Below are 25,645 nucleotides of genomic sequence, written 5' to 3'. Positions count from 1 at the left end.
ATTCTTGTGGATATTTATTTCTCATAACACCTTCCATCTTACTTCATTTTCAAAATAAAAGATGTCTAGTTGCTTAGGGGAAGATCACTTCCCTTTTTTTACATTTGTAACCACGCAATTACAACAATCACCAATAACTACAGGCTTACACTTTTCATTACTCTACACTAGCGCGAAATCTTATTATAAAGAGTAAAGTCCGTGCTTATTAGAAAAACACTTATCGCATCATCGCTAATGATGGTGTGTGCCAATGCCACTGCAGGCGCTTTTCAACTCAATGAACACAGTGCATCAGGTTTAGGTCGTGCCTTCGCCGGTGACGCTGCCATTGCCGATGATGCCAGTATTGTTGCGCGTAATCCTGCAGGTATGAGCAAAATTAAAGATGCACAAATCAGTGGTGTTGTGTCATACATTGCGCCCGATGTATCAGTATCTGGATTAAGTGCCTCAAACGGCAGTGATATTAAAAGCTTAAATGACAACAGCATCGCGCCTTCAGCTGTCATTCCAGCAGGGTATTTTGTGTTACCAATCAACGAGCGTTTAACGCTTGGAGGTGGTGCGTTTTCAAACTACGGTTTAAGCACCGAGCTAGATGACGATTACAACGCGGGCCAACTTGCCGGCGAAACATCACTTACCACGGTTAATTTTAATTTAAGTGCTGCATATAAGATTACAGATCAACTGAGCTTGGGCGCAGGTTTAAATTTAGTGTATGCCGACGCAAGCTTAGTTCGACACTTAGGTGAAACGGCATTTAACCTACCAAATGAGTTAGAAGCCGCGAACTTAGAAGGTGATGATATTGCATTTGGTTGGAATATCGGTGCATTGTATGAAGTAAACCATGACCACCGTTTTGGCCTCAGCTACCGCTCTCAAGTAGAGCTTGATCTTGAAGGTGATTACTCTAATCAACTACCGACCATGATTGGTGGCTTACAAGGTAAGGTATTACCAGGCGAACTTGCCATTACCTTACCTGATATTGCTGAGTTTTCGGGTTATCACGCTTTAACTCAGGCATTGGCTATTCATTACAGCGTGCAATGGACCGATTGGAGTGATTTCCAAGAGTTAGCCGCTTATGTTGAAGGCAAAGAAGACGCAGTATTTAGCAAAACTGAAGATTTCAGCGATGCATATCGTGTATCGCTCGGTGCGAGTTATCAGCTCACACCGACAGTAATGATCCGTGCAGGTATCGCCAATGACGCGACACCGACTAACTCGGCGCACAAATCAATTTCAATTCCTGACAGCGATCGAATTTGGTACAGCACCGGCTTAAGCTACTCACCTAATAAACAGCACAAAATTGATTTCGCAGTCACTTTCATTGATGGTGAGTCGGTTAGTTTTGAAGAGCGTGATGATTTAGGCCAAACTTGGGGTTTTGAATCGCACGGCGACGCCAGTTTAGCTGCAGTGCAATACAGCTACACATTCTAATAGTAATAAAGAGGCATTTGCCTCTTTTTTTAGCGTTGTTTATAAACTTATATTTTCACAATTGGATACGCAACTATTTCTATTATGAACATTATCAAACTGCGTAAACTAAGTTCGTCAACTTAAGTACTTTCAAGTGTACGGGTGAATCGCTAAACGTTTCTGAAACTAGACTTTATACTCTAAATCTGTGATGGTGGTAGATGGTAGTAAAAATAATAAATGCTTATGCACACTGATATTCCTCATTCTATTCCTCGCACAAACAGCCAACTTGGTCGTTTTATAGGACGCAATTTTCTTAAATTATTTGGTTGGCGTGTCTCTGGTGCATTTCCAGATCAGTCAAAATTTGTTGCGGCGGTCGCACCACACACATCAAATTGGGACTTTATAATCGCAATTGCGGTTAAGCTTTCGTTAGGTATCGAAATTAAGTTTCTTGGTAAACACACCATATTTTTCTGGCCGCTGGGTGTTTTACTTAAAAAGTGGGGTGGCATTGCCGTTGAACGCTCTTCTAAACATGGTTTAGTTGCACAGGTTGCTGATGTATTTCAGCAACAAGAAAAACTGATTCTAGGCATTGCGCCAGAAGGCACACGAAAACACACCCGTGAATGGAAAACGGGCTTTTTACACATAGCCTATGCTGCTAATGCTCCTGTTGTGCCCATGGCACTCGATTTTCGCACCAAAGAATTTATTGTAATGCCACCGGTTACACTAAGCGGTGATATCGAAGCTGACTTAACCGTTATCAAACAACAATTTCCAAAGGCGATGGCCAAATACCCAAGCAATGTACCAGGTTAATTAGTGCACTGTGTTACGGGTGCAAACGCAACAAAATTGAAATTACTGTGCGCTGTTAACGCTCTAAAACAATTCGGGTTGGCACTTAACTTGCTCATATTTTGTTCCACACAATACTTATGAAAGGAACTCAATTATGAATGTATACAGCACAAGTAACCTCACTGCGGTTAACAAACCTCAATCGTTGCGGGTGACACAAGCAGATCAGACGCCTCAAGATACAGTGAACAAAAGTGTCAGTGATTCGGTGTCAATCAGTGAACAAGCCCATAAAATGAATGAAAACGGGCAAACCATTGCCTCTCAGTACGATTTACACAGTATCTATGGCGATGAAATTCGCAGCCTATCTAAAGAGTTATTTGAAGGTGGATTTATTGGCCGCGGTGAAATGATGGCAATTGGCGCCCCCACCTCAATGAATGAATTACCAAATCAAAAGCATGATTTACTCAATGATATGAAACACACCTATAAGCTAAGCACTTCGTTAGGCGCGCATAACAGCGGATCAAGTGAAGTTTATCTAAATGCCATTGATGTACTGACGCGGCTAGAACAAACACGCACCCAATAACCGGTTACTGATTTCATCTATTCGCGATGTAGTGTTCGAACTAACGCGAACAGATACAAAAATGCCGCGATTTCGCGGCTTTAAACTAACAACGGGCTGTAAAATGCCCTGTTTTAATATGAGTAACGTACAACAGTTTAACTTACGTGCGCGATGACTCGGTTTCGCCCTTGCTCTTTAGCTTGATATAGTGCCTTATCAACACGTTTAAACATGCTATCAAACGTTTCATCGCCATGCTCTCGCATCACCAAGCCGATACTCACTTTTACCAACACGTCATCTTGCTCTGTAGCAATGGCATGAGATGATTGATAGTCGCGAATTCGTTCTGCGACCTTGCTAGCCTGTTCAAAGGTTGTATGTGGCAAAATAATGGCGAATTCTTCACCACCAATACGTGCCAATACGTCTTCGTCACGTAAATTTCCTATCAGGTTCTTTGCTATTTTTTTAAGCACTTCATCACCTGCGGGGTGACCATATTTATCGTTTATGCGCTTAAAATGGTCGATATCAAGCGACATTAACGCAAATGGTTCGCCGCTGTGCATTGCTCGCTTAAATTCACGTTCGGCAACTTCAACAAAATAGCGGCGGTTATACAGCCCTGTCAAATAATCGGTGTTGGCTTGTTTACGAAATTGCTCTTTGAGCTCATAAAGTTCTGTCACTTCGGTTGAAAAGCCAATTAGCGAACGGCGCCCTTGTTGCTCAAAGGGTACTTTTACACTTAGGTAGTGGCGCGTATTACCACTTTCATCAGTAACGGTTTCTTCAATCGTTTGTTTTTTGCCACTGGCAAATAATTCTGAATCACTTTGGTGGAAATGTGCAGCCATTTCAGCAGGCAATATGTCTTGCTCTTTCGCACCGATAATTTGTTTTACCGGTAAGCCAAACAACGAGGCAACTTTAGCATTAACATACATAAACTCACGGGCATCATCTTTCATATAAATGTGCGCTGCGACATTGTCTAAAACAATATCAAGCAGCTGGTTTTGTTCATGTACTTTACTTTCTAGTTCACGTTGCTCACTCACATCACTCGCAATACCAAATAAACCAATAACTTTTGAGTCTTCATCATAAATTGGCTTTTTTACAATACGGTATGTGACTTCTTTATTAAAAGGCTTTACGAAGCTCGTTTCTTCTTTTTGCAGTACTTTGCCTGTTTGCATTACGGCGCGGTCATTCTCAATGATTTCTTGAGACTTAGTTAAGTTGAAAAAATGGCTATCATCCTTTCCAAGCACTTCTTCTTCGGTTAAATCAAACACATTTAAGACGGCTTGATTAGCATAAGTATATCGCCCATCTAAATCTTTACTAAAAATACAAGCACCCACGTTATCTAACATCCTTTCTAAAATAGCGATTCGCTTCATTAATTCAGCCGTCATTGGTCACCTAATGTCAGTTTGCTTGGAATTATTTACCTGCGCGACATAATAAATCGCCACACTAGTGTGTACGGGCATGAAACAATAGCGTGTATATTACTCAAGTATATCTTATTTTGCGTTTTTCTCACACTCTTATACACGAAAAATTAAGTAACAATATCAATTAAGTCATACACTTATATTTAGTGCGGTTTTTAAATAGGTAAACTAGCGTGAATCTGGTGATTTGACTAAGCACAGAGCTTTTGATTGCATAATTATCAATAAACTAGGTACAATTTAGCGGCCTAAAAAAATAATAATAAATGCGCGTAATGTTAAAACCTTGTTTGTTTTTGCTTGTTTTATATTTGAGTGTTAATTCTGTACTCGCCAAATCGAATGCCCCATGTACGCATTGCCCTATTGTCGAGACTGTTAAAGACGCCAGCTTATTTGATGCAAATATTTATTACCGCGACAGTTACCGCGCGCTTAGCGCAGGGCTACAAAAGCTCAAACACGCAATTCACAAAGACATCAATCGCGAATTTCACACTCTTAAATATAAAGAAGTATGGTCGGTACTTACCTACAGCGATGAAGAGCCAAATAATCGCGAAAATATTCGGTTAATTTATAAAAACACCTCGATTTCAAAACAACATAATGGCACCGGTAAATTTAGTCGTAATCAAGATTACTGGAACCGAGAACATATTTGGCCAAAAAGTCATGGCTTCCCTAAGCGCTCGCAACAAGGCTATACCGATGTTCATCACATAAAACCCGCCGATGTGTCACTCAATACTCAGCGCAGTGATAATGACTTTTTTAATGGGGGCATGCCTATTAAAGAAGCTCCCTGGAATAAAAAGTATAAATCACAGTCTTTTGAGCCACATAACGGGGTTAAAGGCGATATTGCGCGCATGATTTTTTATATGGACGTTATGTATGAAAGTGGTTCGCACCATGATATGCCAGATTTACAAGTTGTAACCCATCACGATACTGCACGCAGCAAAATCGAAGACGGCGTTGGCCAGATTGGTGATTTATGCACGTTATTACAATGGCATTTTGCCGACCCAGTTGATAGTTTTGAAATAAACAGAAATACGGTAATTTATACTTTTCAGGCAAATCGCAATCCCTTTATCGACCACCCTGAATGGGTTGCGTTATTGTATAAAGTCGATTGTGATTAAATCGTCGAATTAAGCTTTTACACGGTCTAAACAAACACGTATGTTAAATTTGCAACGCCAGTAAACATAACTGCTAAGAAAAGGAACAATTATGGATTTTGCACTTTGGATAAGTCTTGTTGGTGTTTGTGCAATCGGTGCTATGTCCCCAGGACCTAGTTTAGCGGTGGTGTTATCCCATTCCATGACACGCGGGTTAAAACAAGGGCTGATTGCAAGCGTCGCCCATGGCGTTGGAGTTGGCATTTACGCAACACTTGCGGTTGTTGGATTAGCGGGTTTTATCCATGAATTTCCTATTGCGTATAAGGTAATTTTATTTGCTGGCGCCGCTTATTTAGTTTATCTCGCAGTTAATATTCTGCGACAAAAAACAAATCATTTTGAAATCACTAATAATGCAAATACAGGGAATTTAGCTGCAGCGCAAGATGGCTTTGCCATTGCATTTTTAAACCCAAAACTCGCCATTTTCTTTTTGGCGCTATTTTCACAATTTATTGACCCAGATAGCATAACAATTAGTTCAGCCGCTATTATGTGCATTACTGTTTTAGTGATCGACACACTGTGGTATTGCTTGGTCAGCCTTATCACTAGTCATGCAAATCAAAAATTTGAATTGTTACGATACGGCAAAGAAATTAACAATATGCTTGCCATTGCGTTTATTCTGTTAGCAATACGCGTTGTAGTAACCAATATTTAGTAGCTGGCGTGTATTAAGTTTCAAGCCAAAACGTTTTTAGATTAAAAAGAGATTAATGGCCGGGTTAGGTTGTTGATCGACTAAGTTAAAACAAAGACCGACCGCAATAAACTTAATACGATAAAAAGTTGAGAAAGATATATGGCGTATAACGTAACAGTGATTGGTGCAACGGGCCTTGTTGGTAGCAAACTAGTAAAGCAATTAATTGAATGTGATCAAATTAAGCACATAAATCTACTGGTAAGGCGAAATGTTGAGTTTCATCATGCCAAAATAACCTGCCACAAAATTAATTTTGACGAGCTAGTGCAACATCACGCATTGATAAACGGTGATATGTTATTTTCTTGTTTGGGAACAACAAAGCGACAAGCAGGTTCAATTAACGCACAACGTATTGTCGATGTTGATTATCAATATACAGTAGCAAAAATTGCAGCGGAAAATGGCGTTAGTCGCTATATTTTGGTGTCTTCTAGTGGCGCCAATAGTAAAAGTGTGAGCGTGTATCTTAAAATGAAGGGCGAACTAGAAACAAAAATAAAGACGCTACCTTTTAAACATATTAGTATTTTACAACCGTCATTGCTTTTGGGGAATCGAGATACATTTCGCCTTGGCGAATATATGGCAAGTTTAATATTACCTACATTATGTAAGTTAACTTTTTTAAAGCGCTTTAAACCGATAACCGCATCACAAGTAGCAACAAAAATGCTTGATGTGTCACTTAATCAAACATCACCGTTAGCGGTTTATACACTTGACCAACTGTTTGAGTTACATAAAGACTAATTCAACTTAGGCCTACGTTACTCAAGCGTTTACAATACGGTCTCTACGGGTGAAAAGTACGTAGATGTTGACGACCAAATCGCTCCTCGCCTACAAGCGATTTATGATTTAGGTGAAGGCACGTCAAAAGTATATGCCACATTTGGACGCTACTACCAGCCAGTTTCAGCTAATATGAACATCACACAAGGTGGCCAACGCAGTGATATTCATTACTACTATGAACTCGGTGATTTAGATGCAAACGGCGAACCAGTGCTACTTGCTGATGGCTCACCAAGTACAGGTGTATTTTTAGGTGAAGATGTTGTGCAAACTGGTGAGATCAACACGGGTATGATTGTGAGCCAAGACCTAGAAGCCATGTATTCTGATGAAATTACAATTGGCTATCAGGGTGAGTTTTTAGACGGTGATTTAGTTTATGGTGTACGCGCTATTTATCGCGACTTAAAGAAATCGATTGAAGACACCAACTACGGCCCAGTTATGCGCAAATGGTTTGCAGAAAACGGTATCGACAGCGATCCGGGTTACGCTTATATCTTGAATAACCCAGGTACTGACCTTGATATTTTCTACGATACAAATGGCGACGGTGTGGCCGAGCGCATTGTTATTCCAGCAGATTACATCGCGTTACCAGACCCTAAGCGTAAATATGGCGCAATTGAAAATACCTTAAAAGGCAACATTGGCAACGATTTCCATTATAACGCATCATACACGTGGTCACACAGCTGGGGTAACACCGAAGGACTTGTACGTACCGATAACGGTCAGGCCGATCCAGGTTGGACTACCTCTTATGACTACGCTGATTTAATGGACCATTCAAGCGGTAACCTGCCAAATGACCGTCGCCACTCATTTAAAGTAAATGGTTATTACAACATTACTGAAAATCTTGTGCTTGGCTTTAACGCGCGTGTTACTTCAGGTGTACCAATTAGCCGATTCTCACGTCACCCAGAAGGCATTGATAGCTGCGCAGCGAGCTCTGTGTGGAGTGAATGTAATAGCCGTGGCTATGACCATGTATCATTCTATGATGCTGATGGTAACCCTGCACCACGTGGCACATTTGGCGAAACAGATTGGCTTAAAGAGTTTGATTTAAGCCTAGCTCACAACATTTCAGTAGCCGGTAACCCACTTGAGCTAAAAGCAACAGCATTTAACGTGTTTAACTTCGATACGCAAACAGCTGTTGTACAAGAGCATGCGCGTGACGGTGAAAACGGGCAAGAAGTGAATCCTAACTGGGGCATGACATCATCACATTTAGGTGCTCGTTACCTGCGTTTTGAGGCACGTTATACATTCTAATTTACGTACTTAAAAAACTAAAAAGCCCGGAAATTATTTCGGGCTTTTTGTTTTACATAATTAAGTTAAGTAACCTAAGTTCAAGTTACGTAATAGACTCAAAATCATCGCTTAATATTAGCTGACCTTGGTTATCATAATGAATGTAATTTTCTTGCGTTAAATATTCGATTACCGTATCAACATCGCTATCTGCCACGCCAGACAGTTCTAATTCATGGCGCTTAATTGGCTTTGGGTGAGATGTCATCAACTCACTTAATACCACGCGCATAATTAATTTATTTCTACGACACATAACACTTCACTTGCGGTTGTTTTATGTACAACCACTTTGTACCATAAAAAATCAAATTCGCACACATTTTATTCAAAGCAAATTTTACGCAATAAAAACCCGAGAATGCATCTCGGGTTTTAATATTAAAATCAGTTAATTAACTTAGCCTTTTGGCTTATCTGCTGTTAACTTCTCAATTGCTAAAATTAAGCCCAAACCAGCCATTGCTAGCGCAAAACAAATTAAGGTTTGCGGATCTTGCCCCGTCAGTGTGTGGTATGTTTCCGGCCCAATATTCGTTTGACTAAGTGGCTTTTCAATACCTTTTGAATTGGTATAAGTCGTTACCACTTGTTTCCAAGGCCACAATAAATTTAGTGAGCCAAACAAAAAACCAGCCAACAACGCAAAGGTTACATCTCTAAAACGTGCTAACAACCAGCCTAAAAAGTGCGAAAATGTCATTAAGCCAACAACACAACCCGCTAAAAATAAACCGATTAGCGGTAAATCAAAGGAGGTAACCGCGCTTAATACATGGCCGTACATACCTAACAACAACAAAATAAAACTGCCAGAAATACCAGGTAAGATCATCGCACAAATTGCAATTGCCCCAGCGACAAAATAATACCACCAACTTGCATTGGCTTCAGCGGGTGCCAACGAGGTAATCGTAAAAGCAATTAAGGTGCCGATAATGCATGCAATAACGGTTTTTATATCCCAATTCTCAAGCTGTTTTGCTATATGTAGGAAAGACGCGATAATTAATCCGAAAAAGAAAGACCAAACAAATGTTTGATGATTAGCTAATAAATAGGTGATTACTTTCGCCAAAGAAAGTGCACTTAATGCTAAACCACCAAAAACAGCAACCAAAAAATTACCATCAATATGTTGCCATAATGCTTTTATTCCACTTTCCTTTAACACCTTAAACGCGGTTAAGTTAACGCTACGTATTGCGCTTAACAAGCGTTCGTATATGCCAGTAATAAATGCGATAGTTCCCCCTGAAACACCGGGAACTACATCAGCCGCGCCCATTCCAGCACCTTTTAAAAAGGTCATTACATAGTCTCTCAGCGTATCTTTGTGCTGTGACATAACCTTAATTTTCTCCGTAAATAAAAACTAAGCGTATATTAGGTTAAGTCGCGACAGAATACTATCGTGAGTTATCACCCAATAACATGAAATCTATTGAATTTTGCGTACCGAAATTGTAGAAATTATTGCGCTATATCAAACATCTCACTGGTAAAACCACTACTATAGTAGTAAAGGAAAACATTGAGGTGCAGGGAGGTACAGATTTAAATAGGCGGATGTATATGCTTACCCCCCAACAAGCAAGACAGCGACTGCGTCGCGTTAGCTCATTAACAATTAATGAAGCATCAAATTTAGATAGTTTATTAACTGATTTACTATCTGAAGGCTGTCACTTTTTATGTGTCGATCAAATAACAGTTTGGCTAGTCAATGACATTGATTCGGCTGAATATTTACATTGCGTTGCCAGCAGTTGCGAAGTTGATGTGCAAACAATACCCAATTTAGATATCGCACAGCACCCAGACTACTTTGAACGCATGTTCAAAGGTGAAACCATTATGGCAAACCACCAGCTGCAAAATACACACAGTAATCAGTCTGAAAACGTGGCTAACACAATACTAGATACAGTTATTTTTCAAAACGGTAAAGCGCAAGGGGTGATCAGCTGTAAAACAAAAAGCCCTCACTGCTGGAGCAACGAAGATATTGTGTATGCCGAATCACTGGCTGATAGCTGCAGCCGACGGCTTATGGCGCTTGAAACACTAAAATTACAAAACAAATTAAGCGAATTAGTATTTGTTGATGCGCTTACAGGCCTCAAAAATAGGCGCTATTTTAATGAACGTGTGCAAAGTGCTAAAAATTCACAATATCGCATGCAAACGCCGCTTTCACTCATCATGATCGACCTAGATCATTTTAAACATATTAACGACGAATTTGGTCACAAAGCCGGCGATATCGTACTTTCACAATTTGCTAGAACATGTCAAAACCAATTGCGCTTGGAAGATTGTTTATGTCGATACGGCGGCGAAGAATTTATTATTATTTTGCCCTACACTAGCGAACAACACGCAACCCAGCTCGCTGAAAGGCTAAGAGTAACCATCGAAAATATGGTAATTCAGCACGAACAACGGATTATAAAGCTTACAGCTAGTTTTGGTGTTGCAGAAATGGCATTAGAACATTCTATTGAAGATACGATTAAAAAAGCGGATATCGCTGTTTATCAGGCAAAAAATGCCGGTCGAAATTGTGTGATCACTCTTTGATAGATGTGCTATTACACCAACTTCATGTTAAATACGATTAACAACAAACAACTGACTAAAAATAAAACGACTACGCAGAACCTCTGATGAATTGCTGTTTGTTAAAGCAAAGTGGTAACAATATCTCATGAGACTAGGTTAACTGAACTCATTCAGACGAACAGACCGTGGCACCTGAGGTGCCACGACACAGCACTTAATTTCTATCAGCGATTAACCAAAAACATTTCAAGTTTTACTCATGTTTTCACGATCACACGCTTTTTTACTGGGCACACACTGAGCTATTGCCAGGCACCGAAAATTAATGTTTCAACTGTTGTAAAAAAGCAATGCTAGCATTTTCAATCAAATCGAGTACCCTCTCAAAACCTTGGTCGCCGCCATAGTAAGGGTCTGGAATTTCATCAAACCCGTTATCACCGTAGCTTAAAAACAGTTTCAGTTTATGTTGATACTGCTTGGGGCAAATTGCTTTTAAATCCGCCAAATTTTGCTTATCCGCACAAAGAATCTCATCGAAGTATTCAAAATCATTAGCCGTCACTTGTCGTGCTCGAATAGTTGAAAAATCATAACCGCGAGCCTCTCCGGCAGCACGAGACCTTGGATCTGAGCGCTCTCCAGCGTGATACGCAATAGTACCAGCTGAATCTACCTCAACATTAACACCTAACGAAGCCGCTTTGGCTTTTAATACCGCCTCACCCGTTGGTGAACGGCAAATATTACCCATGCATACAACAAGTACTTTATATGGCGTATTTCCTTTATTCATAGAAACCTTTTTCTTAATAATTCATGATTAGCGTACAACTTGGTTAATGAAAGTGCCTCAAATCACTTAGCGATTCAAGTAAAGCCATGTCATGTACCTAGCTTGAATCTGTTAGGCGTTCAAGATTCAGCTTTGTTTTTCCTCTGGCAGCCACGCGCGCAGTTTAGTTTTAAGATTGGCTTCAACAATTGGTTTAGTAATGTAATCATCCATGCCGGCTGCAATACACTTCTCGCGATCGCCAACCATTGCATTTGCTGTCATAGCGATAATTGGAATGCGTGTGTTGTGTTTTCCTGCCTTACCATTTCGAATCGCCTTGGTGGCATCATAGCCGTCGAGTTCTGGCATTTGGCAATCCATCAAAATTGCAGTAAAGCTGTCTTCGCTTTCGTTTAATATGGTTAATGCTTCTTGCCCATTTGAGGCAATTTTAACTTCCGTTAAGCCTAATTTTGCTAAGGTACTTTTAGCAACGATTTGATTTACTTGGTTATCTTCGGCAAGCAGTAGTTTAATATTTTTCGCCCATTTAACCTGATCATTTGTCGCGTGAGTTTGTAGCGTTTGAATATAATGGCGAGTGACTAAAGGTGTTGCTTGTTCAAGTGCATCGCCACCTTCAACCACTATTGATAACGCATCGAGTAAATCTGAGGTGGTCGCGGGTTTCGGAAAATAGCCCGCAAAACCAAGCTCTGCGAAATAAGATGCATCGCCTTGATGGTTCATAGAGGTCATCATCACCAATTTTGTTGCATGAAAATCTGGATGCTGTTTAATCGCTTTGCCTAATTGCGCACCATCAATATTCGGCATTTGCATATCCAAAAACGCAATATCAAAGCAACGTTGGTGAGTTTCATAGTAGGATTTACACGCCAACATCGCTTCATCTGCTGAAAGTGCTTCTGTTACACGTGCTCCCCAAAACTCAAACTGGCTACGTAAAACATCCAAATTTGTTTTATTGTCGTCAACAATCAAAATATGTAATTTACTAATATCAATCGATGGAATACTGGCTTTCGTCCCACTGCTACAACCAAGCACTAAACTAAATTTGAAGCTGCTTCCCTTGCCCTCGAGACTATTCACCTCAATACTGCCACCCATCAGTTCACACAACTGCTTAACGATCGCCAAACCTAACCCGGTACCACCGTATTTACGTGTTGTAGAGGCATCTACCTGAGAAAACGTTTTAAAAAGTTTGGATTGCTGCTGCGCAGAAATACCTATGCCAGTGTCTTTAACCTCACAATTTAAAATATATTTATCAGAGCCCGTTAGTTCTAACTCCGCTTTTATTACAACTTCGCCTTGTGCGGTAAACTTAATCGCATTACCGACTAAGTTGTATAATATTTGACGAAGACGGTTTGGATCGCCCATCACCGTTTGTGCATTTACGTTGGTGATGTCCAGTATCAATTCAAGGTTTTTTTGATGAGCCTGAATCGCCGCGGCCTCTGCAAACTCCCCAAGCAAGGTACGTAAATCAAATTCTATAAATTCAAGTTCGAGTTTACCTGCATCAATTTTTGAAAAATCCAAAATATCATTTAACAAATTTAATAATGCATTTGCACTGCCAATTGCCACATTCACCCGGTGCAATTGCTCTTTCGATAGCTCACTTGTTAGCAGTAAATTAAGCATACCCAACACCCCATTCATTGGTGTTCGGATTTCGTGACTCATTGACGCCAAAAATTCACTTTTTGCTTTATTGGCATTTTCTGCTTGGTGTTTTGCTAATTCCAGCGCTTTATTTATTTCAATACGCTCGGTTACATCGGTAAGCGATCCCGCCATACGCGTGGCATTGCCATTTTCATCCCAAATTGCGGTACCTCTTGCACGATAAAACCGGTACTCCCCACTTTTTGTGCGTAAGCGGTACTCAATATCGTAAAGCTGCCTTTCTTTTAAATGTTGTTCGATTGCTGTATTAACGCGTTCTTTATCATCAGGGTGCAGGGCATTTTCAAAACTCGCAAAGGTATTAGGAAACGCCTCATCGTATGACGAGTAGCCTAGTAGTTCTTTATAGCGCGGCGCATAATAAACCGTTCCGGCTTTTATATCCCAATCCCACAAACCATCGTTACTTCCAGCTACAGCCACTTTATAGCGTTCTTCACTGAGTTTAATTGCACGCTCAGAAGCCGCTAAACGCCGATAGGGATCGAGCAGTAATTTATGGCCAACAAGATAAAGTACTATCCAAGCCACCAAAAGGCTTATTAAAATTGACGACGCTATTTTAATAATCACCGCCATCACGCGCTGCTCAATAAGTTGCATATTTAAATGATAATTGAGCGTAAGTCCGGTGTTTCCAAGTGCCAGCGTAGCAACCGATAAATATTCGGTATTGCTCTTTAAACTTGAGAAATCTAACCATTTTCCATTAAGCGTTACGCCATAATTCGCACTGTTTATTACATCTTGAAAAAGCTCAGCGAGGGAATAGCGGATTTCAACAATCATTACCCCTTCGGTAAACCCGTTATACTTTACAGGTACCGCAATTAAAAAATATTCACCCGAACGCAAAGTATTTAAAGTAACGACTTGTGCAACGTTTTCACCCAAAAGTTGTGCGAGCCAAGGGGCGTTTAAGTCTGTTGGCCCTGCCTCACTATTACTATATACAAGTTCACTGGCGATATTCACAAGCCAAATCGGATGCTTTTTACCAACTAAATGATAATCATCTAAATAGTCAGACAAAGATGCAGCAGATACATCAGAGCCCATAACGCCATTCACTAATATAGGTTGCTTAGCCAAGTCACGCAGTAGTTGCAATCGCGTTTCTACAAACTGTTGAATATAACTTGCACTTAATTTTGCTTCGATTTTGGCATTGTTAATTTCATACTGCCGCATATTTTTATCGGTGGTAAAACCGACAAACACCGCGCTCACCAACACCGACAATAACAGGCTTAGCACCACAAAAGATAAAAACGCACTATTAGCTGATAGCTTTGTAGTTAATTTATTATTCGCCATTTAGCGCTCTATATTATTAAACACACGAATACCACCATTCTCTTTGTATTCAGCCATACATAAGTTTTCAAGTCCTAACGCTTCATGGGCATCAGGCTGAGTAGGGCTCCATTGAGAGAACGGCTGTTGATACGTTTTAATCAAGCCTTCAATGGGCTTTTTGATACGCTCCAATTCATTGCGCAGAGATAAACGAATATCGCTAATATCGCCCTCAGGTTTCACATTAGCAAACGCCGTCAGAAATATATTTGCCAAATCAAAGCTATGGACAAATCCAGCTGGCGCCGATAAGTTTTCCAACCCAGTAAATGTATTTGGAAACAACTTAGTGGCTGTAACAGCGGCCTGTTTTGCACGTGGTGATTGGTCTTGTGGTTCGATAGCGAAACACGTTTGAATAAAATTTAGTTTAACGTCATTGGCTAGATGTTGTTTTACATAGCTAAAAAAGTCGCCGCCAGTGATCCCCCAATGGCTGACTATTGGCACGCGTTGGTCAACCGGCAGCGCCGCCATTGCATCAACAAATTGCTTGCCCTCTACTGCATTACCGACAAACAAAATACACTCTGCGCGCGTCGAGCTAATATCTCGCAGCATTATTTTCGCTTGATTAAGTTTTGTATTCCAACTAAACCAAGTTACAGCACTGTCATGTTCGCTGCCTAACGCCTTTCGCATGGTAGTGTGGTTAGACTTGCCCCAAGGCGTTTGCTCAAGCAGCATGTGTGGCTGCTCACACCCTAATTGGTCGCGTGCAAAGCTTACGATGCGATACCCCGCTTTTGTATCATCAACCGACACTCGAAATACCCAATTTGTAGGCTCTGCATGGCGAGTAATTGGCCCACCTGCGGCCCATGGCACCAGGAGCAACACTTCATTTTTACTAATAAACTGCTTGTACTTTATATAAGGTGGCGAATGTAAGCCGCCCAACATAAACAGAGCATTTGGGTCTGACAAAAATTGCTTCATATGCAGTAAACTACGATTACTGTTGCCGCGATGATCTTTTTCAATAAAGTTAAATTCTATGTTGTTAAACTCGTTTTCGTATTGCGAAAGCGCAGTTAAAAACCCCATTTTCATCGCATTGGCGGATTCAGCATGATTTGAATAGTCAGAGTCATGATAGATATTAAAAACGCGCTTTTGTGCAATTGCGTGACTTGTGATAAACAGGGAAACCACCAGCATCCCTCTTACTAAAACTAACATCTGTTTACCTGCAAAATTTCCAGTAATTAAACAATAGTCAACATTTCAAGTTTAGAGTAGTGATAAGCAATTAATTTTGTTAAATAAAGCCGTTCTATTTTTGTTATTACGAAAAAAGCTGTCATTGCTGAAATCACGTGAAAATTGCGTTCCGAGCGGGGATGCTGTACCCTGCTCGGCCGCCGTTATAAGAGTTACTAAAAATGCATTTCTCAGACTTAAACCTGTGCCCTGAAATAAACCAAGCAATTGAAGAGCAAGGTTATGAAAGCCCAACGCCAATTCAAGAAAAGTCAATTCCAGCAATATTAGCGGGGCGTGACGTAATGGCTGCGGCGCAAACCGGTACAGGTAAAACCGCAGGTTTTACTCTGCCAATGCTAGAAATGCTAAGCAAAGGGCCAAAAGTTCGCAGCAATCAAGTGCGTGCATTAGTACTCACACCAACGCGAGAATTAGCAGCGCAAGTTTGGCAAAGTGTTGCAACCTACAGCAAAAACCTCCCCCTTTCATGCCAAGTTGTTTACGGTGGTGTTAAAATTAACCCACAAATGCTGAAACTGCGAAAAGGCTGCGATATTTTAGTTGCCACGCCAGGGCGATTACTCGATTTGTTTCAGCAAAATGCCGTAAAATTTGACCAACTTGAGTTGTTTGTGCTCGATGAAGCCGACCGCATGCTCGACATGGGTTTTATTCATGATATTAAACGCGTTATTAAAGCACTGCCTGAAAAGCGCCAAAACTTGCTGTTTTCAGCAACCTTTTCTGATGATATCCGTGCGCTTGCTAAAGGCCTAATTAACGATCCAATCGAAATCTCAGTTGCTCCTGCCAATACAACAGCTAAAACAGTAACCCAATGGGCGTACCCGGTTGATAAAAGTAAGCGCACTAGCTTGCTTAAACACCTAATTAAAACCAATAACTGGCAACAAGTATTAGTATTTACGCGTACTAAGCATGGTGCAAACCGTTTAGTTCGTGACCTTGAAAAAGCAAAGATTAACGCAGCAGCAATTCATGGCAATAAAAGCCAAAGCGCACGTATGAATGCACTTAATGGCTTTAAATTAGGTGATGTAAATGTACTGGTTGCTACCGATATTGTTGCGCGTGGACTCGATATTCAAGAGCTACCTTATGTGGTTAACTTTGATCTACCAAATATATATGAAGATTATGTTCATCGTATTGGTCGTACTGGACGCGCGGGTGCATCAGGCGAAGCAATTTCATTTGTAACCCAAGACGTAGCTGCCGATTTATTTGGTATTGAACGACTTATCCAAGAAGTTATTCCGCGTAAAATTGAAGCTGGATTTGAACCTCAAAGCCCTGTGCCAGAATCAAAGCTAGATACGCGTCCAATTAAAGCTAAAAAGCCGAAGAAACCGAAAAAGCCAAAAGAAAACGCGAGCACCAACGACAAAGTAAAAGCTGAAGCAAAAGCGGTAAGTAAGCCAAAAAAGAAAAGCAGTTCACACAATACTAAGCCTAAAAATGGCGAAAAACCGAAGCAAAATAGCAAAGGCAGAAGTGAAAATAACGGACAAGCTAAGCGCCCGAAACGTAAGCCAAACAATGTGAAATTTAAAGCAAACAAATAAGCTGCAAAACATAGTGTAAATACGCTTACCAAGTTAAACGAATAATATCACTTTGTGCACTTAACGATTCCACCATAACCACGGTGGAATCGTTTGGTTGAATATCAAAATTTAATCGAAACATGTTTTTACCTATCGCGGTACATTGCTCTTCACCTACGCTTGTTTGGGGTTTTATTGTTCGCTGACAAAGCAAGCCAACCCGCTGTTCCAATTTTGTGTAATAAAACACATCGCCCAAATATTCCCAACGATGCACATTTGCTGAGTGCACCTGACCGAACGCACTCACTTTTTGCCATTGGCCATCTTGTTTTGTTAAATGCCACGCTATCAAGCTTGGGTCGATTGCAATTGCGTTTTTATTATCAGAATGCTTTTTAAAACTCACAAAGCCATCAATAATTCGACTGCGTTCATTAGTTTGCGTATTTAATTTAATAATGGCAGGCGAATTACCAACATAATGAGCAAGGTATATATGAACACTATCTTCATGCCATACTGGATTTTCTAAACGCTCAAGCGCTTTACTTACAAATTTTGGTGGGTGTACCGTTTTAATCGAGTGAATATCATTAACAATAAATAAGCGCCCATCAACAACTCCCGCAACCCGATTTCCATCAAAAGAAGCTGTTATCGCACTAAGCCCTTCTGGCGTATCAAACGCAACAATTTCCTGCTCTTGGTTACTATTATTGAGTAACGTCAAGGCAAGCTGATTAGCCTCTAATGAAGCATAAACGAGCGCTTTACCCTCACCCACATACTGCGGTAAGTCCTGCGCGCCAATTTTTTTCAATACCCGAGTATTAAAAAGGTGCGGTGTTTCACTCTCATTCATTGGGGTTAATTTGGGCTGTGGTACTTCTTTTAAGTCCAAGTAGTCACCATTGTGCTGTCTTAAGATCACACAGCGTTCGCCACAACTTGCATAAATATCAATTGCATTAGGGGGAAGGTCGATATCAAAAGCAAAGCCGTTATTTGCCAACTTGAACGTGGCTGCTTGGCCAAAAAAGTTACTAATAATCACACCACTATCATCAAACAACCATACCATGCGGTTTGCCGTAAAAGGTAACAATTGATTTGCAATCACATCATTGCTTGTCAAATCCACAATGATTAAGGATGACTGATTGTTTTCGACTTCTCTCAAAATAGCTATTTGCTTACCATTTCTTGACTGCGCAGCATAGTAATCACCACGACCAGTGACATTGGGTAAAGACACAGGCTCTATATCTTGCGTGGTAAAATCAAAACGATAAATGCTGTGAGGGGGTGGATTCGTTACTTCATCTGCAAGCCATAATCCTGACTGATTGTGTTGCCATCCTAGAATGTATTTTTGCGTATTTGCCGTTATTTCAAACGGTGTTACTTCAGTGACACTGCGGTTTTCATCGAAACTTGCGACAAAGTGTTTCACCTGCGGGCCAAAGCCAGATGTAAAAACCAACTGTTTTCCATCTGGCGACCAAAAACTATCGGTATAGTGTTTATCGTCCCAACTTAAACGTTGAATTTCATTCGTCATTAAATCTTTAATGTAAAGTTGCTGCGCACTGATGTTTGATTCGCGATGAAGAAACACCAATTGTTGTGATGCTTTATTGTAATCAGCAAATATTTCAGAGCCAGATAACTGAGTTAATTGCTCAATAGTATTGTGTGGCGCAGCGTCAGGAAGGTGTTTTGGGCTAAAAATCCAGAGTAAAAGTACTAATACCGCAATCATCAAAACGATTAATACTGGTTTGAAGACTTTGCGTTGCTGTTTTTGCGCTAACGATGAGGCTGAGATTTTCTCAACTGACGCCAGCCATTTATATCCTTGTTTGGGTATTGTTTTAATAAAAAGGGGCGCACGCGCATTGTCGCCTAATAAATCACGTAGTTTTTTAATTGCAGCCCGAATCGATTCATCCGTTGCAGGGCGTCCTGCCCAAACAACACGCTCTATTTGCTCTCGCGAAACAATATTAGCGCGGTTGGTAACCAACAAATGCAATAAGCTAAATAACTGCGGTTCAATCGCAATGCGATTTCCTTGTTTAAAAAACTGCTCAGAGGTAGTGCACAACTCAAACTCACCAATGCGATACCCTGTACGTATTTCATTATTTTCTTCCATTTAAAACAAAACCTTATTGAGTTGTGATTTTTTGTGAACACGCTATTTTTGCATACTATCACAAGACATAACAAAACTTTCTTTGAATTTAGAAAAGCATTAAGCAAATCATGTTGCCATCATTTCGTCGTAATAAATAATCAAAAGGTGAATACGTGAAATCTTTGTATTTTTTATTAAGCTTGTTACTTACAAGCTTAATTTTTAGCTATACCAACCTAGCCCATGCAAACAACAAACATGCGCTTGATAAACAAATTAATGAAATAGTAAAAAAACATAAAATACCCTCGATTGCATATGCAATTATAGAGCCTGGCAAGCCGCAATATATCAAGGTAATCGGTAACGCCAATAAAAAACAAGCTCTACAAGCTACAACATCAACACAATACCGAATTGGTTCCGTGAGTAAACTGTTCGTTGGAATTGCTGCATTGCAATTAGTTGAACAAAATAAACTGTCTTTTAACGATACACTCAAAACCTTATTACCTGATTTGGAATATCATAATCCATGGGCCGACAGCCACCCTATTAAACTGATCCATTTATTGGAAAATACAGCAGGTTGGCGAGAAATGTCATTAAGCGAATTTGCTTATTCCAACAACCCTCCTATGTCATTGGAAGAAGTGCTAGCGATCAATCCCGAAAGCCGAACTTCTCGTTGGCCTGCTGGCACACGTCATGCTTACACCAACATAGCATCAACAGTTGTCGCACTAATCATCGAAAAAGTGACAGGGGTTGCTTTTGAAAGTTACGTTGATGAACACATTCTCAAGCCACTAGCGATGGAAAATACGACCTATGCAGGTTTTGAATCAGAAGTGTTAGCAACAGGGTATCGTAAACATAAACCTGTCGCTTACAAACACATTCTAATGAAACCAGCGGGTGCTCTATCATCAACAATTACCGACATGGCAAAGCTGTTAACGCTATTCATTAAAAGAGACTCTGCAATATTAAGTAATGACATGCTTAACAGAATGGGATTCTCACATTCTACCAACGTGGGGAAATTTGATGCTGGTTACGGTATTACAAATTCAGCACGTTTTTATAAAGGTGTAAAATATCGTGGTCACGATGGGTCATTGCCCGGCTGGATGACTGAATTCGTTTACTCGCCAGAATTCAATGCCGGGTTTGTGTTATTACAAAACAGTGATAATGCTCGAGCAATAAGAGAGATTGGTTTTGCTATCAGTAAATCGTTAGAAAAATATACCGACACAACCACGCACAAGTCTTCCCCTATTCCAGCGGCTTTAATGGATCAATCTGGCTATTATCAATATATCAATCCACGCTTTCAAAACCGCTACTTTCTTGAGCGTCTTAGTGCATTTAACAAACTACACATAACACGTGATGGCGCCTCTTTTAAGCAAATTTTTCCGCCTGGCTGGCAACGTTCTCTTACATTGACTAGCCAAAGTGATTGGCAAAACAGCCATGGGAATGTAGTAATGAAGCAAAGTAGTGATCCCATCGAAGGACTGGTTTTTCACTATGGCGATCGTGTATTTAAACCAGTTTCTGCGCTCAATGCATGGGCAGATAAAATCATATTATTTATTTGGCTAATACTGTTATTAGGTATGGGCTTTTACAGCATTATTTGGCCCATTCAAGTTAAGCGTAAGAAGCTTACCAACCAATTTGCTATATCACTTCGCAAAAACGTGTCATCTGCCGTGCTAACAAGCTTGCTATTTTTAGTATTGATTGGATTAGGATTAGCCGAACCAATTGCACGCTTAGGTACACTGAGTATTTTCTCACTCGGCATCTTGTTAAGCAGTTTAATGATGCTGGTAACGAGTGCTTTAACGCTGCGCTGTTTGTATCAGGTAAAATCGAAGCTAACGCATAAAACGTTTTTTATTATCTCACTGATTTTTATCTCTTTACAAAGCATCATTGTTATCTATTTAGCATGGCATGGTGCCATTGGACTACGCACTTGGGCATAAGCCTTAGTTAACCTGAACCCGGAGTAAGAAGTTAACTAGCAACACGTAATATATATATTTTATTGTTTAAACTTTCTAGCTTGATAGTTTTTCTTAGTGCACGGCAAGTTTGAGCGCCAATAACTCGTCTATTGCAAACTAATTTAACGCAGTAATAAGTTAAAGTTGCAGCTAGAAAATAATTTATTATTCCGAATTCAGGTTATATACATACCCATGTTTAATTTCACTTCTAAATATGGGTAATAAATTATTATTCGCCATCTAACGATTGTTCAAAATGTGCTGACAACAAGCAAAAGTTTCCAGCACTCTACTCGACGATGTTACACCCCATTTCTAATTTCCCTGCTGGTGTAAAGACCCGCTCATAACAACGCTGCCTACCTTCCAACATCTGGATAATATCTTTTCTGTTTCGATAAAAACCAATTTAACAGTGTAAAAGCTACAAATGAAAAAAACACAACAATCTTATTGAGATCGATTATTATTTGGATTACGATACGCAACAACTTTAATTACTTGTGAATTTAGGTCCCTGTTATGAAATCGCGTGCTTTTAAACTAAGTACTTTATTTGTTGCCACTTCTTCAGTATTCGCCACCCCGCTTTTTGCTAACGATGAAACGGATAAAAGCATCGAAAAAATTGAGGTGTTAGGAAAGAACCATTCAAACTACCTTGCCGTTGAAGCAGAAACCGCTTCAAAACTTGGTATTTCGATTAAGGAAACGCCACAATCGGTACGCGTAATTACTCGTGCCCTTATGAACGACTTTTCACTTGATGATGTAAATCAAGTACTTGAAACAACTCCGGGCGTTTCGGTTGAAAAAATTGAAACCGATCGCACATACTACAAGGCACGCGGTTTTGATATCACCAACTTTCAAGTAGACGGGTTAGGCTTACCACAAGAAAGTGGCGCACTGCAAGGCACACTTGATACAGCCATTTATCAACGAATTGAAGTTGTTATGGGTGCAAACGGCATGATGACAGGTGCCGGCAACCCATCAGCTACGGTTAACTTTATTCGTAAGCGTCCAACCGATGATTTACGCGCCAATGTATCAATTACTGCAGGTTCTTGGTCAAATATGCGTTTGGATGCAGATGTATCAGGCCGCTTAAATGAATACGCAGCAGGACGTGCTGTAGTTGTTAAACAAAAACGTGATTCATACCTTGATCGCTACAGCGTTGAACGTGACGTATTTTATGGTATTACCGAGTTAAATCTAACTGATAGCACCACATTAACAACAAGCCTTACCTACCAGCAAAACGATGCTGATAGCCCACTTTGGGGTGCACTTGCATTATTTGATTCAGAGGGTAACCCTACAGATTACGATACCTCTACCTCTACTGCTGCTGACTGGGCGTACTGGAATAACACGTCAAAACAAGCTTTTGTAGAATTAGAACAACTTGTGGGTGATAACTGGAGTGTGATCGCACGTTATGCGCATACTCAAACCGAGCAAGATTCAAATCTATTTTATGTTTATGGTACGCCAGATGCGCAAACAGGTTTAGGTTTAACCGGTTATGCCAGCGATTATCAACTAACCGACCGCCTAAACTTATTTGATGTGTATGCCAAAGGAAGCTTTGAATTATTCGGACAAGAGCACTTAATTGCAGCGGGTGCGAGTGTTGCTGATATGGCGTATCAAGATAGCTCGCTGTACGATTACACGACCGGAAATGGTTTCCCAGCGATGCCAAATCTAAATGAATGGGATGGCGTAGCACCAGTACCGGTATTAAAAGACAGCTTAAATGGTTCTCATGTAGACAGTGAACAAGTTTCAGAATACGTATCTGCGCGTTTCTCGATTACAGATGATTTAAAACTACTTGCAGGTATTCGCCACACCGCTTGGGAAACTAACGGTTTGTCATACGGTAAAAACAAATCTCGTGATGTGAGCGACACGACATCTCACCTAGGCACTGTGTATCAAATCAACGACGATATTAATGTTTACGCATCGTACAGCGAAACCTTTGCTCCGCAAGCAGAACAAGATATTAACGGCCAAACGCTCGACCCAATTAGCGGCGATACAAAAGAAATTGGTATTAAAACAGAGTTATTTAACGATTTAATGATGTTAAATGTAGCGATTTTTGATGCTGAGCAAGAAAACATTGCTGTTGCTGATACTGCTAATTCAACCCCTGATAATACAGTGTATAGAGCTGCACCTGGTATTCAATCGCAAGGTTTTGAACTTGAATTAAGTGGTGAAGTTGGCTTTGGTGTGAGTGCAAACTTAGGCTACACCTACACTGATATTGACGTATCGGATACCTTTAATTCAGGTAATAAAGACGCGCAATTAGTAAAAGACTATACGCCAAAACAAGTTTTTAAACTAGCTGCTAAATACGATGCGACTTTTGCTGATGGCTTATCATTTGGCATGAACATGCGTTGGCAAGACGATATTAGCCGTGTGCAAAACGATACCCCACTTATTATTACAAAACAAAACGCCTACGCACTTGTGAATATGATGGCAAGCTACGAAATTAATTCGCAAGTAAGTGTTACAGCTAACGTAAACAACGTATTTGATAAAAAGTACGTGAATTCACTTTACTGGGCACAAGGTTTTTATGGTGCACCGCGTAACTACGCACTGTCACTTAACTGGTCACTATAACAAAACTCAAAACGTAAAGGTCGCGCTATGCGGCCTTTTGTTGTTTTTATAAACGGACGTCACCGAATTATGAAAAAGAAACTCCATCTTTGGCACCGCTACTGCGGTTTAGTCATTGCCCTGCCGCTTATTATAATTTCGCTTACGGGCAGTATTTTAGTTTTTAAAGAAGAAATTGATCACTTAATTATGCCCGAACTGGCAAGTGTGAATGCTTCACCTGGAACTCGGCTTAGCTACGATAACTTGCACACAACCATCAAACACAATTTGCCTAACTATGAAATTGGCAGCTGGGAAATATTTGATGATGGGCAAACCGCTGATCGGGTATACGTACTCAAGCACGGTACAGATGAGTGGTTTAAAGTCTATTTAGATCAATACCAAGGCATTGTTCGTTCAACGCCACAAGCGGTCGACCATTACCTTACAGACTGGCTGTTAGACCTACATTACAAATTTTTGATTGGCGAAACTGGCCTTTGGTTTACTGGCACTATTTCGCTTATTTTAATGTTTATGGGCATTTCAGGCTTTACTATTTACCGCCAGTTTTGGAAGAAATTTTTTACCTTACGCTTAAAAGTTAAGCGCATCGCTTTTTTTAGCGATCTACATAAACTAGTCGGAATTTGGTCTGCGCCAGTGCTGCTTATTTTAGGTTTTACAGGCGTATACTGGAATATTTCTGAAATTATTCATCATGAATTTGAGCACGCTGATGAGCCACCACATTTAGTTAAAGGCCCACTATACAACCACCAGCTTTCACTCGATAACTTAATGGTAACCGCAAAAACACAAATGGGCGGCTTTAGGGCGACTTATTTAATGTTTCCTTTTGAGCCCGATTTACCGATAACGTTTTTTGGCGATGTGGCAAATACCAGTTTTGTAACGAGTGAATACGCGTCAACGGTGAGCTTTGATAAAGAGACAGGTAAACAACTTCCCAATTACGATATTCGTGAAGCACCGTTCTTTTTAGTTGCGGTAGATAGCTTTCGCAAGCTACATTTTGGCTATTTTGCGGGGTTACCGAGCCGCATAATTTGGTGTTTAATCGGTTTAACACCGCTTATATTTGCGATTACCGGATGCTATTTGTGGCTTAAACGCAGAAAGCCTTCACGACGCAAGCAAACTAGAAGTGAATTTGCATCTACCTAACCAAGTATTTTTGCCGAATATAAATATATTCGGCAAAAATTAGTCTTAAAGAAACATAAAGTTAGAATCTTCCAACATTTAAAATTAAAAATAAAATAAATTTTTA

General features: G+C 40.3%; 19 protein-coding genes. 12 read left to right on the top strand and 7 right to left on the bottom strand.

Features of this window, described 5'->3' with window-relative positions; all coding sequences use genetic code 11:
* The first annotated feature begins 201 nt into the window (after positions 1 to 201).
* From AN214_RS13615 to AN214_RS13605, 3 genes are all read left to right on the top strand, one after another.
* Positions 202 to 1,461 carry an outer membrane protein transport protein gene (locus tag AN214_RS13615; RefSeq protein ID WP_054980214.1) on the top strand — a complete coding sequence of 420 codons (1,260 nt, stop codon included), beginning with the start codon at positions 202 to 204 and terminating at the stop codon, positions 1,459 to 1,461.
* A 222-nt stretch (positions 1,462 to 1,683) separates the two neighbouring features.
* Positions 1,684 to 2,277, top strand: a complete 594-nt coding sequence (locus AN214_RS13610) for a lysophospholipid acyltransferase family protein (protein ID WP_054980213.1) — start codon at positions 1,684 to 1,686, stop codon at positions 2,275 to 2,277.
* A 136-nt stretch (positions 2,278 to 2,413) separates the two neighbouring features.
* Positions 2,414 to 2,857 carry a hypothetical protein gene (locus AN214_RS13605; protein ID WP_054980212.1) on the top strand — a complete coding sequence of 148 codons (444 nt, stop codon included), beginning with the start codon at positions 2,414 to 2,416 and terminating at the stop codon, positions 2,855 to 2,857.
* Between the two features lie 137 nt (positions 2,858 to 2,994).
* Here the strand turns inward: AN214_RS13605 and AN214_RS13600 are convergent, their stop codons facing one another.
* Positions 2,995 to 4,266 carry a diguanylate cyclase gene (locus AN214_RS13600; protein ID WP_054980211.1) on the bottom strand — a complete coding sequence of 424 codons (1,272 nt, stop codon included), beginning with the start codon at positions 4,264 to 4,266 and terminating at the stop codon, positions 2,995 to 2,997.
* 353 nt (positions 4,267 to 4,619) lie between these two features.
* Between AN214_RS13600 and AN214_RS13595 the strand changes: the two genes are divergently transcribed.
* The 4 genes from AN214_RS13595 to AN214_RS13580 all read left to right on the top strand — a co-directional run bounded on the left by AN214_RS13595 (position 4,620) and on the right by AN214_RS13580 (position 8,295).
* Positions 4,620 to 5,459 carry an endonuclease I family protein gene (locus AN214_RS13595; RefSeq protein ID WP_161805686.1) on the top strand — a complete coding sequence of 280 codons (840 nt, stop codon included), beginning with the start codon at positions 4,620 to 4,622 and terminating at the stop codon, positions 5,457 to 5,459.
* Between the two features lie 91 nt (positions 5,460 to 5,550).
* The gene (locus AN214_RS13590; RefSeq protein WP_054980209.1) at positions 5,551 to 6,168 is read left to right on the top strand and encodes a LysE family translocator; all 618 of its coding nucleotides are present in this window, start codon (positions 5,551 to 5,553) and stop codon (positions 6,166 to 6,168) included.
* A 141-nt stretch (positions 6,169 to 6,309) separates the two neighbouring features.
* Entirely contained in the window at positions 6,310 to 6,966 is a 657-nt protein-coding gene (locus AN214_RS13585) for an NAD(P)H-binding protein (RefSeq protein WP_054980208.1), read from the top strand.
* Between the two features lie 174 nt (positions 6,967 to 7,140).
* Positions 7,141 to 8,295, top strand: a complete 1,155-nt coding sequence (locus AN214_RS13580) for a hypothetical protein (RefSeq protein ID WP_054980207.1) — start codon at positions 7,141 to 7,143, stop codon at positions 8,293 to 8,295.
* An 85-nt stretch (positions 8,296 to 8,380) separates the two neighbouring features.
* Here AN214_RS13580 and AN214_RS13575 read toward each other — a convergent pair whose 3' ends face one another.
* Both AN214_RS13575 and AN214_RS13570 read right to left on the bottom strand, forming a co-directional pair.
* Positions 8,381 to 8,593, bottom strand: a complete 213-nt coding sequence (locus AN214_RS13575; RefSeq protein WP_054980206.1) for a hypothetical protein — start codon at positions 8,591 to 8,593, stop codon at positions 8,381 to 8,383.
* Between the two features lie 144 nt (positions 8,594 to 8,737).
* Positions 8,738 to 9,685: a DUF368 domain-containing protein gene (locus tag AN214_RS13570; RefSeq protein WP_054980205.1), complete on the bottom strand. Its 948-nt coding sequence runs from the start codon at positions 9,683 to 9,685 to the stop codon at positions 8,738 to 8,740.
* A gap of 227 nt (positions 9,686 to 9,912) precedes the next feature.
* On the opposite strand from AN214_RS13570, the gene AN214_RS13565 reads away from it, so the two are divergent.
* Positions 9,913 to 10,920, top strand: coding sequence for a GGDEF domain-containing protein (locus AN214_RS13565; RefSeq protein WP_054980204.1), 1,008 nt, complete (start codon positions 9,913 to 9,915; stop codon positions 10,918 to 10,920).
* 304 nt (positions 10,921 to 11,224) lie between these two features.
* Here the strand turns inward: AN214_RS13565 and AN214_RS13560 are convergent, their stop codons facing one another.
* From AN214_RS13560 to AN214_RS13550, 3 genes are all read right to left on the bottom strand, one after another.
* The gene (locus tag AN214_RS13560) at positions 11,225 to 11,698 is read right to left on the bottom strand and encodes a low molecular weight protein-tyrosine-phosphatase (protein WP_054980203.1); all 474 of its coding nucleotides are present in this window, start codon (positions 11,696 to 11,698) and stop codon (positions 11,225 to 11,227) included.
* Between the two features lie 126 nt (positions 11,699 to 11,824).
* On the bottom strand, positions 11,825 to 14,722 hold the full coding sequence (locus AN214_RS13555) for a PAS domain-containing hybrid sensor histidine kinase/response regulator (protein ID WP_054980202.1): 2,898 nt from the start codon (positions 14,720 to 14,722) through the stop codon (positions 11,825 to 11,827).
* Positions 14,723 to 15,946, bottom strand: coding sequence for an ABC transporter substrate-binding protein (locus AN214_RS13550; RefSeq protein WP_054980201.1), 1,224 nt, complete (start codon positions 15,944 to 15,946; stop codon positions 14,723 to 14,725).
* 203 nt (positions 15,947 to 16,149) lie between these two features.
* Here AN214_RS13550 and AN214_RS13545 point away from each other — a divergent pair, with 203 nt between their 5' ends.
* A complete protein-coding gene (locus AN214_RS13545) occupies positions 16,150 to 17,556 on the top strand; it encodes a DEAD/DEAH box helicase (RefSeq protein ID WP_054980200.1) in 1,407 nt (468 codons plus the stop codon).
* Between the two features lie 25 nt (positions 17,557 to 17,581).
* Here AN214_RS13545 and AN214_RS13540 read toward each other — a convergent pair whose 3' ends face one another.
* Positions 17,582 to 19,699, bottom strand: a complete 2,118-nt coding sequence (locus tag AN214_RS13540) for a winged helix-turn-helix domain-containing protein (protein ID WP_054980199.1) — start codon at positions 19,697 to 19,699, stop codon at positions 17,582 to 17,584.
* Between the two features lie 155 nt (positions 19,700 to 19,854).
* Here AN214_RS13540 and AN214_RS13535 point away from each other — a divergent pair, with 155 nt between their 5' ends.
* From AN214_RS13535 to AN214_RS13525, 3 genes are all read left to right on the top strand, one after another.
* Complete coding sequence (locus AN214_RS13535) at positions 19,855 to 21,684, top strand: serine hydrolase (RefSeq protein WP_054980198.1); 1,830 nt, start codon at positions 19,855 to 19,857, stop codon at positions 21,682 to 21,684.
* 546 nt (positions 21,685 to 22,230) lie between these two features.
* Positions 22,231 to 24,366 (top strand): TonB-dependent siderophore receptor, encoded by a 2,136-nt coding sequence (locus AN214_RS13530; protein ID WP_054980197.1) that lies wholly within the window; start codon positions 22,231 to 22,233, stop codon positions 24,364 to 24,366.
* Positions 24,367 to 24,435: 69 nt separating this feature from the next.
* The gene (locus tag AN214_RS13525; RefSeq protein ID WP_054980196.1) at positions 24,436 to 25,539 is read left to right on the top strand and encodes a PepSY domain-containing protein; all 1,104 of its coding nucleotides are present in this window, start codon (positions 24,436 to 24,438) and stop codon (positions 25,537 to 25,539) included.
* Positions 25,540 to 25,645 lie beyond the last annotated feature (106 nt).

The organism is Pseudoalteromonas sp. P1-9 (genome assembly GCF_001399975.1).
In the GTDB taxonomy this organism is placed as follows: Bacteria; Pseudomonadota; Gammaproteobacteria; order Enterobacterales; family Alteromonadaceae; genus Pseudoalteromonas.
Note: the sequence above shows the minus strand (reverse complement) of the source record. Positions and strands in the feature narration are given on the sequence as shown.

Coding starts and splice junctions, on each gene's coding strand:
- AN214_RS13610 (WP_054980213.1), top strand. CDS start 1,684: ATGCTTATGCACACTGATATTCCTCATTCTATTCCTCGCACAAACAGC.
- AN214_RS13605 (WP_054980212.1), top strand. CDS start 2,414: ATGAATGTATACAGCACAAGTAACCTCACTGCGGTTAACAAACCTCAA.
- AN214_RS13600 (WP_054980211.1), bottom strand. CDS start 4,266: ATGACGGCTGAATTAATGAAGCGAATCGCTATTTTAGAAAGGATGTTA.
- AN214_RS13590 (WP_054980209.1), top strand. CDS start 5,551: ATGGATTTTGCACTTTGGATAAGTCTTGTTGGTGTTTGTGCAATCGGT.
- AN214_RS13585 (WP_054980208.1), top strand. CDS start 6,310: ATGGCGTATAACGTAACAGTGATTGGTGCAACGGGCCTTGTTGGTAGC.
- AN214_RS13580 (WP_054980207.1), top strand. CDS start 7,141: ATGAACATCACACAAGGTGGCCAACGCAGTGATATTCATTACTACTAT.
- AN214_RS13575 (WP_054980206.1), bottom strand. CDS start 8,593: ATGTGTCGTAGAAATAAATTAATTATGCGCGTGGTATTAAGTGAGTTG.
- AN214_RS13570 (WP_054980205.1), bottom strand. CDS start 9,685: ATGTCACAGCACAAAGATACGCTGAGAGACTATGTAATGACCTTTTTA.
- AN214_RS13565 (WP_054980204.1), top strand. CDS start 9,913: ATGCTTACCCCCCAACAAGCAAGACAGCGACTGCGTCGCGTTAGCTCA.
- AN214_RS13560 (WP_054980203.1), bottom strand. CDS start 11,698: ATGAATAAAGGAAATACGCCATATAAAGTACTTGTTGTATGCATGGGT.
- AN214_RS13555 (WP_054980202.1), bottom strand. CDS start 14,722: ATGGCGAATAATAAATTAACTACAAAGCTATCAGCTAATAGTGCGTTT.
- AN214_RS13550 (WP_054980201.1), bottom strand. CDS start 15,946: ATGTTAGTTTTAGTAAGAGGGATGCTGGTGGTTTCCCTGTTTATCACA.
- AN214_RS13545 (WP_054980200.1), top strand. CDS start 16,150: ATGCATTTCTCAGACTTAAACCTGTGCCCTGAAATAAACCAAGCAATT.
- AN214_RS13540 (WP_054980199.1), bottom strand. CDS start 19,699: ATGGAAGAAAATAATGAAATACGTACAGGGTATCGCATTGGTGAGTTT.
- AN214_RS13530 (WP_054980197.1), top strand. CDS start 22,231: ATGAAATCGCGTGCTTTTAAACTAAGTACTTTATTTGTTGCCACTTCT.
- AN214_RS13525 (WP_054980196.1), top strand. CDS start 24,436: ATGAAAAAGAAACTCCATCTTTGGCACCGCTACTGCGGTTTAGTCATT.